Below are 16,046 nucleotides of genomic sequence, written 5' to 3'. Positions count from 1 at the left end.
GGATTTATTAATTGGGTAGGATAAATTCTTGTGCTAAATTCATATAATCAATTGCACCTATAGAATCGGGTGCATAAGTGAAAATGTCTTGTTGTGCAATCTGCGACTCTTTTATAGCTACATTTTGTCGAATCTCAGTATTAAAAATCTTAAAAGTATTAAGTGTTTTCTTTACATACATAATGGTATCTTGATGAACCTTCAATCGTTTATCAACCATTGTAAGCACAATACCTTCAATTTTTAGTTCGAAATTAATCCTATCCCTTACCTGATTGATACGCTCAAATAAATTATTTACCCCTTTCATAGACGATGCCTCAGGTTGAAGAGTAATCAGACACGAATTTGACGCGACCAATGCTGAGTTTGTAAAAATATTGAGGGCAGGGGGGCAGTCTATTAAGATATAATCATACTTAGCCTTAATGGGAGTTATGGCATTACGTAGCTGATTTACTCCACCCACCATCTGGATTAATTCTAAGTCAGCAAATGCTAATTCTAAGTCGCTTGGAGATAAGTGAAAACCAGGAGTAAGTTCTAAAACAGGCAAAGGCTCATTATGAAGTAATGCACTTACCACTTGCTTTTCGGGTGATTCAAAACCAAGAGATTGAGAAAGGTTCCCTTGAGAATCCATATCAATAATCAAAACCTTAAAACCCAACAACGATAAAGCCTTTCCTAAATTTATCGTAGTTGTGGTTTTTCCAACCCCACCTTTATGATTAATAATAGAAATTATTTGAGCTTTGTTTTCTGCATTAAAACCATATTTTACTAGTATTGGAAATATAGCGGCTAAATGCTTACTATTTAATGTTCTATCTCCACTAATAGCTTTGGCTAAAGTACTTTTCGGAAGGCCAGCCTCCTTTTCAATAACCGAAATAGATAGTGCCGGGTTTTTCTTAAAAAATGATATAACTTTCTCTTGTGGAATCATTATGAGTATATTTTTGACATAAAATTAATACATATTAAAATTAATGTCAAAATTTTTAGACAAAAAAAATAAGTATTATTTTACACAACTATATAGAATTAGTTAGTGTGATGAATCATTTGAAAACATAATAAAAAAATCGTTCTCGTCGATAAAAAAATAAAAAACGAGAACGAATTAATGAAAACATTTTCAAAAAAACAGACATACTTGATGATGAAGTAGATAATCTCCGTATAAAACGAGAAATTTGGTGTATATAATATTACAATCATGCCGAGCACTAGTATAAATTTCAGAAAAACAATAGCAACTTTATACTATTCGAACAACACCCGCGAGTATTCAAAGCAACATTGGTAAATACCATGTCCCAACACAATGGTAAGATTGTGACTAAAACTGTAAGATAGAAGATTTTTTTTAACTAATTACTTTGTTAATTATAACTAAAATATCTCAAACAGAGAAAATAGAACAAATACAAGTAAAACTGGAATATAAACTTATAAATTATTGATAAATAGCACCTTATAATTATAGAACTAAAGAAGTAACAATGAGATTGTGAAATAACTATAACCAAAATATCTCAAACCAAAGATTATTTTTAAAAAAAGTAAATATTAAATATAAATAGTTATTAAGAAGCTAATTTGTGTCTATCTAACTAATACTAACTATTTTAGTAATTAAACAGTTATTTTGTTGTTTATTTTTTATATTTTGTTTTTTATTCTTTTTATACCTCGTAACTATTTGATTATCAGTATTATAAAAGCATAATTATAACTAAAATATCTCAAACTATAACTAAAGTATCTCTAAAATATAACCAAAATATCTCTAAAATATAACCAAAATGTCTCATTAAATATAACTTATTTATCTCACCTAAATATAAATATAATTTTATGCAGTTATATTTATATTTAATTTTATATCTTTGATTCAATAATATCGTTCAATTCAATCATGCCACAATTAAGTGTAAGAAAAAAACAAGACTACCAAGAACGTTATACCATAAGGATACAAGGAGGGAAAGCTGGTCTTGTAGAAGCAACTACAAAAATGGATATCAGTGAGTTCAGACTCTTTGCTACTGTTCTTACCATGATTTTACCAGATGATGAAGACTTCACTGAGTACGAAATAAGGATTCCTGATATAATTAAACTCTTCGATCTAAACAGAAATGGCAAATACTATGAAGCATTCAAAGATGCTGCTTTGCGACTGATGGATAGGAAGTTTGTAGTTTATGAACAAAAGGAAGATGGAAAAGAATATAAAACAACAATCCCCCTAAGTATCCAAACAAGCGAGCCTGTACTTGTGGGTGAACAAAATCGAATTAGGCTACAATTTCATCCCAAACTCAAACCATATTTACTCGATTTACAAAGAGAATATTTAACGGTTGATATTAGGAACATAACAGAAATACAAAGTCATTACTCTGTAAAACTATACTTTGTACTTAAACACCAACAAAGACTCGGCAATAAAAAGGTAAGGTACGATGTAAGTAGACTAAGACAAATATTAGCTATTGAAGAACATGAATATCCATTGTATGGGAGTTTGAAACAAAAGGTTTTTCAGAAGGGGATAGAGGATATAAATAAATATACGGACTTAGAAATCACAAAAATTGAAGAACACAAGCATGTAAGATCGGTGGTGGCTATTACCTTTCATTTAAACCCAAAAGAAAGACAGCTAGAAGTCAAATCTCAAAAACCACAACGTCAGGTATTAAAATCTTCTGGAGGGAAAGTCGTAGTCACTAACAATATCGAACCACAGCGTTTAGCAGAAGATACAACCGTTGAAGTTCTACCTCAAAAAAACGAATTATTCGAAGAAATTTACTTGTTGGTCAAACCATATAAGATTTCTAAAAAGACTGTTTATGCTTGGATTAATGAGTTTCCTAAAGAACAAGTGTTACTGGGTGTAAATTATGTAATAGAGAAATTGAGGGTGGGGGAGAAAATACAAAATATTGGTGGGTATATGAACCAAATGGTAAATACACCATCTCTTTATGAAAACTATAAAGAAAGCCAACAAAAGAAGGAAGAAAGAAGCTTAAAATTGCAAACCGAAACAAATTTAAAAATACAGAGTGCAGCTATTGAAAAAGAAAAAGCTCAATTTAATGAATCGTATTTTAAAGCTCAAAATGAATTTTACAAAAAACTCATCAACGAAAATGTTATAAATAGCATTATAAAATACTTAATGGAAGAAAATGCGAAAGAAAAACCATCATTAGTGGTGGCAATGAGCTATGAACAACTAATGAAGGTATCTGGTGGGAAAATTGATAAGAATACTTTTGAGAAAGCTATGGACGAGGCTGGCTTTACATTTACAACTTTTGTTTCAGAATGGATAGAAACTAATTTTCCTCAGGAGGTATCACAATTCAAAGAACCATTTAAAGTCGAAGCGGCTTTTTTAGGAATAGATATTTAGATTTTTTAATTAGAAATCTTTGGTTCCTGAAAGTATATGTTTTTTACCTATAACTAATCTCTTTGGCTACCTACTTTAACATTGTTGCAACACCATAGACAAACGAATAAATTAAATACGTTTTATTAATTTTTGATAAAATTCCAAACAAAGTCAGACCCATTGTTTAGAATTGAAAATTTTAGCCTTTAATTTATTTTTGAATAGTGATTGTATAAGTTTTCCCTTTTTCCGTTTGAAAATCAATCACATTGCCTTTATTTTCAGACATTTCGAGTAGTTTACTGCTATCTTTTATGATTGGTAGGCCCGCATCTACAAACTTATAAAAAGGGTTTGGGTTTGCTCCTTCACTTTTGAAATGTGGCACATTGACCATTACTTTTTCAGTGGTTCGGACTCGACAATTTCCTCCCAACGCCGAATGAATCCTTGCTTTGGTAAGTTTTCCGTTTTCCCATTCCAAATCTACAGTAAATCCACCTCTAGCTTTCAAACCATTAATTTTGCCTGATTGCCAAGTTGAGGGGAGTGCTGGCAAAAGATGCAACTCACCTGCATGGCTCTGCACCAACATTTGAGCGATTCCTGCGGCTGCTCCAAAGTTCCCATCAATTTGAAAGGGGGGATGAGCACAAAATAAGTTACTATATGTGCCGCCACCAGTCATGTTGGTTTCTTGTGTTTTCACTAGTGTAAAAAGGTTTGTCAACAATTTTAAAGCGTGGTCGCCATCGAGTAGCCGTGCCCAAACGTTTACTTTCCAACCCATTGACCATCCTGTGGCTAAATCGCCTCGACGTTCTATAACTTTTTTGCTAGCTGCAGCAAGTTCAGGCGTGGTAAAATTATTGATCTGATTACTCGGATGTAAGGCATATAAATGAGAAAAATGTCGATGTTTTGGGTCGGCATCTTCAAAATCTTCTTTCCATTCTTGAAGCTGACCATATTTACCAATCTGATAAGGTAATAGTTGTGGTAATTGTTGTTTGATATTTTTTACTAATTCATCATTTATTCCTAGGGTTTGACACATTTCAACATAACGAGCAAATGCCTCACGGACAATACCCATGTCCATCGTTGGCCCCTGACTGATGGTAGCTCTTTTATTATCTTCATAAAGAAAATAGCTTTCGGGCGAATGACCTATTGGTGTGATTAAATAGCCTGTTTTGGCATCTTTTACCAGCCAACCTTGATAAAATTCCACTACACCTTTTAACACTGGATAAACTTCATTTTTTAAGAAAACTTTATCGCCAGTATGAAGGTATCTTTCCCAAAAATGGCTAGTAAGCCAGCCTGCTCCCATGGGCCAAAACGAACATAAACAGCGGTCAATAGGTTCAGCATTTCGCCAAATATCCATGTTATGGTGCGAAGTCCAACCCTCATTTCCGTACATAAATTTAGCTGTGTTTTTACCATTGACAGCTAATTCTTTAATGGCTTTGAAAAGAGGCTCGTGGCACTCTGAAAGATTGGTCGATTCGGCAATCCAATAATTCATTTCGGTATTGATATTAGTTGTATAGCCGCCATTCCAAGGTGGTACAATCTGGTCATTCCAAATACCTTGAAGATTAAGCGGCTGGCCATTGGGGCGTGAACCCGCAATCATGAGGTAACGACTATACTGAAAATAAAGCGATGGAAAGGATGGGTCTTTGCCGTTTGAAAATAAACTCACTCGCTGGTCGGTTGGTAGTTTTGACTGTTCAGTTTCTTCAGCGAGTTCAAAGTCAACTCTATCGAAAAGTTTTTTGTAATCGGTTAGATGTGTGCTATATAGTTGAGTAAATATCTTCTTTTCAATTGATTTTAAATAGCTATTTACCAAAAAACTCGAATTTTTCCCTTGTTTCGATGGGCTTTTGTCGAAACCATTATAACTAGTTGCTGCTGTCAGAACAACAACAATCTCACTGGCATTTTCTACTTTTATACTATCTCCAGTACGAATAAGTTTTCCGCCCAAATTCAAAATTTTAGCTTGGCTTTCAAAAGAAATGCCTCTTCCTCCTTTGGTGGAATCGTAAAGAATATTTTTTGCATTTGCCTTACGTGTACCATCATTTTCGTAAAGCTCTGGGTATTTGTACTGGTCACCAACACTTTCTACTTGCTCAAATTCTCGTCTTTGTACAAAATATGGGGCTTTTCCCATCATTTTCAGCATGTTGCCATTGGCTTCGTATTTGGCTGTTGAAATATGTGGTGTTGTAAAACGAAGCGTACAATTGATTTTATCAGTTCCTTCGGTTGAAAACTTTACTACGATAATATGGTCGGGATAACTCGCAAAATATTGTCGTTTGAATTTTGTGTTGCCTACTACATACTCGGTGTAGGCAGTGGCCGATGAAATATCTAACCAACGTTTGTAAGCTGAAACGGCTTGTCCATGTTCGAAATTGGCCCAAAAATCGCCCAAAGGCTGATAAACTTGATGATTTCTACCGAGCAATTCTTTGGCTACGATAGCATCTGCTTCTTGGTATTTTCCAGCTTTGAGAAGTTCAGTAACTTGTTGGTAATATTTACGAACACTAATATTTTTAAAGGTGGCATCAGGCTCACCTGAATAGAGTGTGCTTTCGTTGAGTTGTATGTGTTCTTGTCTAGAATCCCCAAAAATCATAGCCCCCATATAGCTATTTCCAATTGGGAGGGCTTCTGTCCAGACCGAGGCGGGTTTATCGTACCAAAGCGTATGGTTAGATTTTTGGGCGAAAATTTGAGCTGAAATAAGTAATAAAAAAGAAAAAAGAAAAATTTCCAAATTTTTTAACATCGTATTGTTTGTTTTTGCAGCTAGTTTTCAACTTTAAGTTGGCTAATTTTTTCCATTTGATATCGTCACCGTAAATATAATCAATGACTGTTAATCACCAATATTTGTCCAAACAACCACCAAAGAAATCGATTAATTTGTGTAGGGGAAACAGTCTTTATTTAGGAGTGCTACGCTATCCATTTATTCTTCTATTTTAAAATGTCTATATTTTCTGGACACTTACAATAGATTCTTTCCCATATAATCAGGCAAAGTAATACAAAATCCCAACCATACTCGATGTTAATAGACCTGCATAGAAAATATCAGATTCCCAAAGTATATATTCTTCTTTACTATGTTTAAAATACCAAATAAATAATAAAAAAGTAAAAATAATAGCCGGAATTGCTAACAATTGAGGGGTGAATATGCCATTATATCCTAATGTAATAAGTGGAATATGTATTAGCGAAAACCGTAAAACTGCTGTTTGAATATCTTTCAGTGAACCCATCAACTCAAGGCTTTCTCCTGAAATATGCGTATTTTTCTTATTAAGTATTTTACTTAAGATTATAATTATGATTGAGCCCAAAAACGTAATTGAAAACACTCTGTAAAGGAAATTGAAGTTCTCCCCAAAAGTTGCTTTCACAAATGAAAAATTCACTAACCACCCCTCATAAAGCAAATCACAGAAAAGGCCAATCAATGGTGAACCTAAAAGAACTATTACAGCTGCGATTGGATTGGTTTTCTTCCATAAAATTCCACAAAAGAAAACAATCACTAAACCAGGCTTGATATAAGATGTTTGTTTAGCAATTTTTAGAAAGAAATTATCAGAAGAATTAGGATCAAAGGTTATCATGGCCAATATGATAGCAACACCAACCATGATACATACAAAAATTTGTCCAAATCGAACAGTTTGCCTATCAGAAGCATGAGCATTGATGTGTTTTTTATACACATCAAAAGCCATCATGGTCGAAACAGAATTCATCATCGAATAGATGGCTGAGAAAATAGCACAAATAAGTCCAGCCAAAACCAAACCTTTTAATCCCAATCCTGACGGGACAACTACTTTAAGCAATGTCATGAAAGTATCATCTGGTTTAACAACATTTTCACCAAATCGAATTCTGAAAATATAATAAGCCGCAGTTCCAACAGCAATTGAAAAAAAAGGAATGATCAATTTCAAAAATCCTGAGGCGATTGCACCTAATTTAGCATCTCGTTCGGTTTTTGCGGCAAGTACCCTTTGTACTTGGTATTGATTAGTCGTCCAATAGAAAAAGTTTAAGATTGTAAGTCCGGTAAAAATACCAAGCCAAGGTAAATCTTTATGGTTAGTTGGCAAAAATAGGTGCATTTTATTGGCACCTGCATGGTCAATTTTCAGTAAGCCAGAAAATCCGCCAATCTCTGGTTGCATATAAGTAAGTGTCCCGATAATAAGCACAGCGACAATCATCACTACTGTTAGAATATTATCAGCAATGACTACCGATTCCATGCCGCCAAAAACAGAAAATATAACTGTTACGACAGCAATTATTAAAATGCCTTGAAAATAAGTAATTTCGTATGGAGAACCAGCAAATAAAAGTCCTAAAGTTCGACTTCCTATATAAAAACCACCTACCAATTGAATCATGATAAAGGCAATCATTACAACCATGTAGGCTAATCGAGTATTTGAGTTATATCTTTTTTCTAGAAATTGTGAAAGGGTAAAAAAGTTTCTTTTCCGATATATCGGAATGAAGACATAGACTAAAACCAAAATAGCAACGACTGCCCAAACTTCATAATGGCTTTGTGCAAAACCCACTGAATAACCCACACCCATCATTCCAATTATTTGTTGTGCATGAATGTTCGTTCCGAAGATTGAGCCGGCCACACTCCACCATCTTAGCGAACGCCCTGCCATGAAGTATTCTTCAGAATCTTTCTTCTTAAAACTTGAATACATACTTGCAACAATCAAAAAAATAAGTAGTCCAAGCAGCACTATATAATCGAATGTTTGTAGGGTTGTTATCATTTGATAATGTATCGTGACAATAAGCTTGTTTATAGGTTTTCCATCTTATACAAAATAGAAAAGGCTAATCTATTTAGGATAATTTTGCAAATTAGACTACATTTACCAAACTCTTAATTCTCCATGCGTTAGTGGAGTTATAGGCGTTTCTTTAGGAGTTCTACCCTGAATAACCGACAATTTACCTGTATTTTTTAGTTTTGGTAAAACTAGCTCACCAAATTTCTGACATTCTTCTAATAATGGATAACCCGATAGAATAAACGCACGAACGCCCATATCCATATATCGATTCATTTTCGAAATGATTTGTTCAGGTGTACCAACCATGGCTGCTCCACAACCTGACCTTGCTCTTCCAATACCCGCCCAAAGGTATGGTTCAATAAAATCATCATCGTCTGCTTGTTTTCTGAACTCATCTTGCCTTAAAACCCCCATTGATTTTGAATCTTGCGTACGGTGTTTTAGCTTTTCTCCAAGTTCAGCATCAAATTTAGACATCAGTTCTTTTGTGTAAGCTTTAGCCTCATCCTCTGTTTCTCGTACAATTACGTGTAAACGCATTCCAAAATCTATTGTCCTACCATAAGCTGCTGCACGTTGGCTCATCTCTTGCATCGTTGCATAGATACTATCTTCAGGTTCAGGCCACATTAAGAAAATATCACAGTATTTGGCACAAACATCTTTCGAACCATCAGAAATTCCACCAAAATATAATAACGGACCACCATTTTGTTGATATGGTTTCACGGGGTCGGCCGGCATGTTAAACTTATAAACCTCTCCTTCAAATTCTATTTTATTTTTTGTCCATGCTTGTTTTAGAATCTCTATCACCTCAGCACATCTTTGATAGCGTAAAGTGTTATCCTCTTTCAAACCAGGCAAATCAGAATTAATAATATTTATTGTTAGCCTACCCTCAAGAATATGATCAAGCGTAGCCAAATGCCTAGCCAACATTGGTGGGTGAATTTCACCGGTTCGAATCGCGGTGAGCATATTGATATTTTTTACTTTGGGTGCCATTGCCGATGCAAAAGGAATCACTTCTTGCCCCACAACATAAGAAGTAGGTAACAAGATATTATCGAAACCGAGTTTGTCTGCTGTTTCGATAATAGTTGAGCAATTGGCAAAATTACTTCTTCGAGTTGGGTCAATTGTGCCAAGATATTGTGTATCTCCGCCACAAAGGTCATCAAACCATGACACTTCTACCACTCTTTCTACTGTACGAATATTGACTTTTTCGATAGGTTCATTAAGCATTTTTGTAATTTGAAGTAAAAATATATAATTAATTCCTTTTAAGTTAGTAAAGTGATTTAGAGCTTTTGATTACAACTGAGCATCTTAGGTAAATATAAATTTAAACACTATTTTATACTATAACTAGCTTAAGGAAAGTAAAGCCAAATTTATTGGGATTTAAATACATAGTTAGTTTTCTGAATTTATTTTTCCTGGGCATCCATCAATAATTGCCTTAAAAATACTCCCCCTTTGTACCTCAAAACCTGGATTCAACGTAATAGTTTTTCCACTATCAAAATTGATTTTAGATAGATTTTTAATCTTATTGGAAGATATAATTTCATCATTTACTTCAAAGTATCGCTGCTGATTTTCAATAATAGTTGGTATTAAGTCCGAAGTGTTTTTACAATAAACTACTCTAACCTTATTTGGATTTAAATTTATACCCACCCCACAGAGATTTTTAGAAGAAAAAAGTTGTAATGAATCGCTTTTCTCATAATTATCTGGATAATAAAAATAACTAAATGTGTTACTATAAACAGAGGAGTAAGTAAGCACATTATTATGTTTAAAAACTAAGTCTACAGGTAATGTACCCGTAATTTTAATGGGAACTAACACATAAGAATTTTTTTGTTTAAAGATAACCGAGTCTTCAAATGAAACTTGATTAGGGAAATAGATGCTTACCCCATTGGGACTTGAACTACTTTGTATATTATTATCATCAACCCTTACTCTAAAACGATAATTGCTCCCAACTGCAAGATTCGGGGGAATCACAGCAGATATTGTATCAGTAAGTAGTATCGAAGATATTTTTTGATAGTTTTCGGAATTTTCATCAGACATTTCTGCCCAGTAGGTTAAAGTATTTGGTACATTTCCAATTTTTTGAAATGGTATTTTCAAGTTTTTCCCAGAGCATACTAAAGTGACATTTTTGGTGTTTATATAATTTCCCGTAGCTCTATTTACATTTATTGTTGCTTGTCCTAAACCTATTCCATTCCCACAAATATTAGAAACTGACTTAATTTTGTATAAACTTGTAACAGTTGGAGCAATTGGTTTTGAAACGATTAATGACTCATAAATATAAGAACCATTGTAGTAAGAGAGTTCAAGTTGGCTATTATCCTCAAAGGTAACAGTTATTGGTGATGTACCTTTTAAAACATTAAAGCTGATTTCAGAATTTTGACCAGGGTTTATGTACGTTATACCTGCTAAATTAAGAGTTGGAGGCTCAGAGAGGTAATGATATCCCGAAAAGCTTGTTATAATATTAGGGTTTGAGGCTCTCAAGAAAATTTGGTAGTACCCATGTCGAATAGTATTTGGGGTATTAAAAATAATATCACCATTGCTCAGAGGTGTTGTTGCCACTGTGTATTCATTATTGTAGCTATCTACAAGAATAACCTTTATCACATTATTTTTACCAAACTGTCCAGAAGTTTGAAAGTTAATGTTGACAGAAGAACCAATGCAAGGCGAAGAAAAAACTATTTTGTTAATGATTATGTTCGGACGTTCATAGACTTTGACTATCCCAGATACATCACCATATCCGCAAGCACTATTTTGAACACTTTTTAAAGAATAAATATCACCTGGTTTTGCTACAATTGGGAAATACCCTATACTATCACTAAACGATACATAACGATTCGAAGGGTTGAAGACAACACCTTTCCCGTTATCTCCTTTCAGAAGTACTTTTAGATTTATGCTTTCGCCACCTTTATAAACAAAAACTGAGTCGGTTCCATTTTCTGCAACCAATTTTGCTGTTGGTTTTTTATATAAATATGTACCGGGGTATCTTGTACTTTCGAAGTCTAAATAATTTGTGCAAATGACTCTAAATTCGTAAGCACCACCATCTTTAATGTCTTCTGGAATTCGTACAACCATTGGATTACCAGTTTGCAATGTCTCAATGGTTCTGAAATTTTCGTTATTTGATTTAATTTGTACTGCAAAATTTGCATCAATCGGAACGTCACCCTCAAGTCTGTACGTAACAGATAATGCTCCACCAACACAATTTTTATAAGAAAGCAACTCGCTTGTATAGATTTTAAATTTTACAACCTTGGCTTTAAATGGTAAATTTGATGTGGTATTCAATCCACATTCATTGCTAACTTCAGTAATTGAAAATGAAGTGTCTTTTTGGATTCTAATTAAATCTGATATTCCATAAGTTGATAAATCATAAATTTCTGCTCCAATTGTATAAATCTTACTATTGTTGATTCTATAGTTTAGTGTACCACTTCCGTAAAAATTACTTATCAGGCTTATTTGTTGGTTTTTAACCAATGACACAAAATTTGTATTTACACGTTCACCATAAGGAAATAAATCATTGTTAAAAACATATGCACTTGTTACAGCTCCTACAGGAACAGCGTTTAACTTTATATACGTCCCATACGTGCAACTAACAGGTGAAGTAGAGCAAACTTTCACATAAAATGTTTCATGCATTCTTATATTATTTGTAACTCTTCCACCTATATTAATACTTTTAGACCTGCCAATGAGTGAATCACTTCGATAACTAGTTGCTAAAAACAATTGAAATTCATTATCAGAATTGTATAACCCAATAGTATCAATTTGTACCTCAATTGGGTCGTTCAAACAAAAGATATTCTTATTAAGATTAACAACCCTAAGACTATTCGGACGTCTGTATAAAGTATAATTATTTACTTCTTGACCAATATTTCCTACTCCACATTGATTTTTGATAGATTGGAGTTTAACTGATGTTGGATTTTTGATAAAAGTACTAAAACTCGAATTACCCGATTCTATTATCTGAGTTATTGTATCATTGGTTGATTTGACATAATATGGCCAACCACCACTCAAGTTTAAATAAATGCTTACATATTCAGGATTGTAAATTTGATAAGTACCCGTGTAAGAAATATTGGCAGAAGGAATACTTTTTATTCGTATTTTATTGGATGAGAAATTACTAAGATATTCTCCATTGGTAGTTGCTATTCTAAATTGTGTTCCTTCTGAATAATAATATTCGGAAGGAATTTGAATTTCAAGCGAATCGCCTAAGATTTTATGTGTAAAAACTGTATAATTACTACTTGTATTATAATTATAAGCTCTAACTTCAAGACTTGATAAATTTATAAATGATTTTGCTTTGAATCTTACCTTAAATTTTTCCCCAACACAAAATGATTTATTAGGTAAGTCGAATAGTTCTAAATCGTCCTTAATTCTTACATTGAATTCTCTATTTATTTCCTTATTACCGCAATTTGATAATACATTTGTAAACCTATAAACTCCTTGATACGGTGGTTTGAATTCATAATAATAATTTAGACCTGTAGCACCACCAAAAGGAACAACATGTAAACTGTCATTAAGTATAAAGCCAGTTGGTTTTGCTCCTATGTAATTATATACAAGTTGTACTTTCTCTTGTGGATATACTTCCACATTTGGAGTAAATATTTGTATATCTGACTGCTCGTGAATATTTAATTTGCCATAAATATTGCTGTAGAGACTAGGTGTAGAAGTTATAATTCTGGCGAAATATCCATTGGGTGTAATATCTGTAGGAATAATTGCTGATAATTGTGCATTTTCATAGGTCAAATCAAGCGTTTTAACATTGCTTCCTTCGTTGTTCAGTATTTCCAGTTTCCAGTTCGTATGATCATCAAATTTATAACTTGAATTATAGGTTAAGTAAATTTTCTGCCCCTTACATATATCCATGCTTGAAAAGTTGGTAATTTCTAAACCATGCGGCATTACATTTAAGGTATATTCTGATGGCTCAATAAATCCATAACCACATTCGTTTCTCACAGAATCAATTTTGTAGGTATAACTTTCTTGTTTCGGATTGAAGTATAAATTGCCAGATGTGGGCTGAATTATTGCTCCAGAATTAAAAATTGCTTTTATGCTGTTTGAACTAAAATTATAGCCATTAGCCTTGATTCTTATAAATATTGGCAGATTAGGAACAGTATAATTTGTTTTAATATACTCAGAATATTGGGTTGGTACATATTGATAAAAACCCTCAAATTTTACTCTTGGTAAACTCTTTATTAAAACATTTATTTCATTGCTGACTTTATATGGGCTGGATGAATAAACACTAATATTTAAATAATTGAGGTTCTCATCTGAAGCATATTTGGTAGGTATTTCTACTTTAAATGCCCCATTTTCAAACCTTGCTGGTAGGTCATAGTGAATTGAGTCATTATAAACTTGTCGAAAACTCGCCCTGAAAACATTATTTGAATTAAAGCTACCATTTGAAATATATCCCTGAACAGAAATTGTGGTACCAACACAGTAGTTGGTATACTGAGGCTGGGTCAAAATTATATTTTGTGCAAATAAAATTGGGGCACTATAAATAAAAATAAGAGTTATTATTATTGGCTTAGTCCAATATATTTGCGTTTTAGCATCATTAATACTCTTTTTTAATTTCGTTAATAAGTAATCACACATTAAAATATTGTATTTGTCTTGTTACAACTATTTGTGGACTTTATTTAGCACAGCTTTTTTTGTTACTTTAAAACTGATCAATTACAACAATTAGCCTCTAGATTGATACATAAAATTTAATAATATCTAATTGATGTTTAATCTAAAAACTCTTTTAATTCGATTAGTAAATCAGGTCTATTTGAAAGCGTCAAGTAGATAACAATTGGTACGAAAACAACAAATAAAACCATAATATATGGAATATTTCTCGTTGGATTTTTGCCTTCTATGATAAAGTCTTTGGGGTTATACTCCAAATATTTCAAAGTAACTTCTTTTTCTTGCTTTAGATATTGATTGTATTGTATTCCAAAGTAAGCTTTTTGAGTAAATATTTCTCCTGAAAAAGTTTTAAATTTTACTATTGGGTAGTAGGTTTTACCATTTTTTCCTTCTTCAACATGGTAATCTATAATTTCTCCTGAAACGCTGACTCCGTTTTTATTAATAGTATTGTATTTATTATATACTTGGGCAAGTTTCCAAATTAAGAATAAATCACCTAGAATAGATGCACAAATAACAAGAAAAGGTGTCATATTTTTAGATTCCAAAGACCAGCATTTGATGGTTTTTAAGTGATTTTAGAATTAAAATTCGGCTTATTAGTAATAATAATTATCTTGACTTCATTTGATATACTTCGATTTAGAATTGATGAACAAAGTAACCTTTCCTTTTAACTGCCTATTAGACAGTAAGCCCCCCAATTAACCATCTCATCAAACTATTCGCTAAAAGTAAACTTGCACTGAAAAATCTAAAAAAGCAATTATGGACTAAAGTATTTTAAACTTCAGAGTAAAAGTTGCCAAAATATTATTTATGATTTGAATTTGTCAAAAGTCTACAAATAAAGAAAAACAGAGCTTCCCCTACTATTCAAGAAATACACGGTAGTAAAAAGAGACCCTTACAAATTATTTTAGGTCCAAAATGACTCGGAGTATCAAACTTTTAAACTATGTCAGTCATATAAGTAATTTCTTTTAAGCAGTTACAACACTTTATATGAAGATATTTTTAGACTTTTTTTTGTCTAATCAAACACCCGTTTGTTTATACTAATTTAAACCTCTTTTATTTTCTTAAATTAGGTGCTAGTAAAACCCAATTTAGTATACTTTTTTTGTATATTAATCAAAGTATAATTAAATATATTAATGTTTTGAGAACTATTTACAAAAACTTAAAATAGACTATGCAAAAGAGTACATATGAACATGTATTTTATTAGTGACCATCTATCTTATATTTTTGAACATCTGAAGAATATTTTTAATCACTGTTTGAAATTACATTTGAGTTTGTGTGTGTAACTTTATTTGAATCGGTAACTCACATGGAAAGTCCCGCTCATAGCCGTTTAGGTAAGCATTTAGCTATTTCTTTTTCGCCTGTTTGTAAATCTTGTTTTTGTAACAAGTCTAATATTTTTAAAGTTAATCCTTTGTCGTTAACTCCCATTTATTATAACCATTTATCATTTTAGCTGCCTTATCGCAAAACGGGTTCGAGTAATATTTATTGACTCCATTTTTGAAAGCTTTTCATTAATACCACTCCTTAGGCAAGGAGAAACCCTTGCTTTTACACCAACTCTTAAATCCCCTTAACAACGGTATCCAATTAGACACTATCTTTGAATCATATATCGAACCAAAGCTATGAATATTTCACATGTTTCAAATTTTATCAGAAGCCCTTCGCTTAGTGTAAATCTGTATAAAACCACGAAGATTTTACACTGATTTCTTTAATTAGTTTTATCATTTGTGCTGTCGGTATATTCTAGTTTCAAATACAAATTAATGTATTAATAGTTTAGAAATGTAGTGGGCACATTTTTATGAAGTAAAACTTAAACTTTACTATCTGTAGAAATTTAGAGATAAAGTAACAAGGTTGTAATTTATCATATTTGATTG

General features: G+C 32.6%; 7 protein-coding genes. 1 reads left to right on the top strand and 6 read right to left on the bottom strand.

Going from position 1 to position 16,046, the window contains the following annotated elements; translation table 11 throughout:
• Positions 1 to 7: 7 nt before the first annotated feature.
• Entirely contained in the window at positions 8 to 949 is a 942-nt protein-coding gene (locus tag EMTOL_RS21475; RefSeq protein WP_015026409.1) for a ParA family protein, read from the bottom strand.
• A gap of 975 nt (positions 950 to 1,924) precedes the next feature.
• Here EMTOL_RS21475 and EMTOL_RS21470 point away from each other — a divergent pair.
• The gene (locus tag EMTOL_RS21470) at positions 1,925 to 3,436 is read left to right on the top strand and encodes a replication initiation protein (RefSeq protein WP_015026408.1); all 1,512 of its coding nucleotides are present in this window, start codon (positions 1,925 to 1,927) and stop codon (positions 3,434 to 3,436) included.
• 193 nt (positions 3,437 to 3,629) lie between these two features.
• On the opposite strand, the gene EMTOL_RS21465 is transcribed toward EMTOL_RS21470, so the two are convergent.
• The 5 genes from EMTOL_RS21465 to EMTOL_RS21445 all read right to left on the bottom strand — a co-directional run bounded on the left by EMTOL_RS21465 (position 3,630) and on the right by EMTOL_RS21445 (position 14,657).
• Positions 3,630 to 6,236: a glycoside hydrolase family 95 protein gene (locus EMTOL_RS21465; RefSeq protein ID WP_015026406.1), complete on the bottom strand. Its 2,607-nt coding sequence runs from the start codon at positions 6,234 to 6,236 to the stop codon at positions 3,630 to 3,632.
• Between the two features lie 247 nt (positions 6,237 to 6,483).
• Positions 6,484 to 8,280: an SLC5 family protein gene (locus EMTOL_RS21460; protein ID WP_015026405.1), complete on the bottom strand. Its 1,797-nt coding sequence runs from the start codon at positions 8,278 to 8,280 to the stop codon at positions 6,484 to 6,486.
• Positions 8,281 to 8,382: 102 nt separating this feature from the next.
• A complete protein-coding gene (locus EMTOL_RS21455; RefSeq protein ID WP_015026404.1) occupies positions 8,383 to 9,558 on the bottom strand; it encodes an LLM class flavin-dependent oxidoreductase in 1,176 nt (391 codons plus the stop codon).
• 171 nt (positions 9,559 to 9,729) lie between these two features.
• Positions 9,730 to 13,941, bottom strand: coding sequence for a 3-coathanger stack domain-containing protein (locus EMTOL_RS21450; protein WP_305953331.1), 4,212 nt, complete (start codon positions 13,939 to 13,941; stop codon positions 9,730 to 9,732).
• 272 nt (positions 13,942 to 14,213) lie between these two features.
• The gene (locus tag EMTOL_RS21445) at positions 14,214 to 14,657 is read right to left on the bottom strand and encodes a DUF3592 domain-containing protein (protein ID WP_015026402.1); all 444 of its coding nucleotides are present in this window, start codon (positions 14,655 to 14,657) and stop codon (positions 14,214 to 14,216) included.
• Positions 14,658 to 16,046: the final 1,389 nt, after the last annotated feature.

The sequence above is a fragment of the Emticicia oligotrophica DSM 17448 genome, from assembly GCF_000263195.1.
GTDB classification, from domain to species: Bacteria; Bacteroidota; Bacteroidia; order Cytophagales; family Spirosomataceae; genus Emticicia; species Emticicia oligotrophica.
Note: the sequence above shows the minus strand (reverse complement) of the source record. Positions and strands in the feature narration are given on the sequence as shown.

Coding starts and splice junctions, on each gene's coding strand:
- EMTOL_RS21475 (WP_015026409.1), bottom strand. CDS start 949: ATGATTCCACAAGAGAAAGTTATATCATTTTTTAAGAAAAACCCGGCA.
- EMTOL_RS21470 (WP_015026408.1), top strand. CDS start 1,925: ATGCCACAATTAAGTGTAAGAAAAAAACAAGACTACCAAGAACGTTAT.
- EMTOL_RS21465 (WP_015026406.1), bottom strand. CDS start 6,236: ATGTTAAAAAATTTGGAAATTTTTCTTTTTTCTTTTTTATTACTTATT.
- EMTOL_RS21460 (WP_015026405.1), bottom strand. CDS start 8,280: ATGATAACAACCCTACAAACATTCGATTATATAGTGCTGCTTGGACTA.
- EMTOL_RS21455 (WP_015026404.1), bottom strand. CDS start 9,558: ATGCTTAATGAACCTATCGAAAAAGTCAATATTCGTACAGTAGAAAGA.
- EMTOL_RS21445 (WP_015026402.1), bottom strand. CDS start 14,657: ATGACACCTTTTCTTGTTATTTGTGCATCTATTCTAGGTGATTTATTC.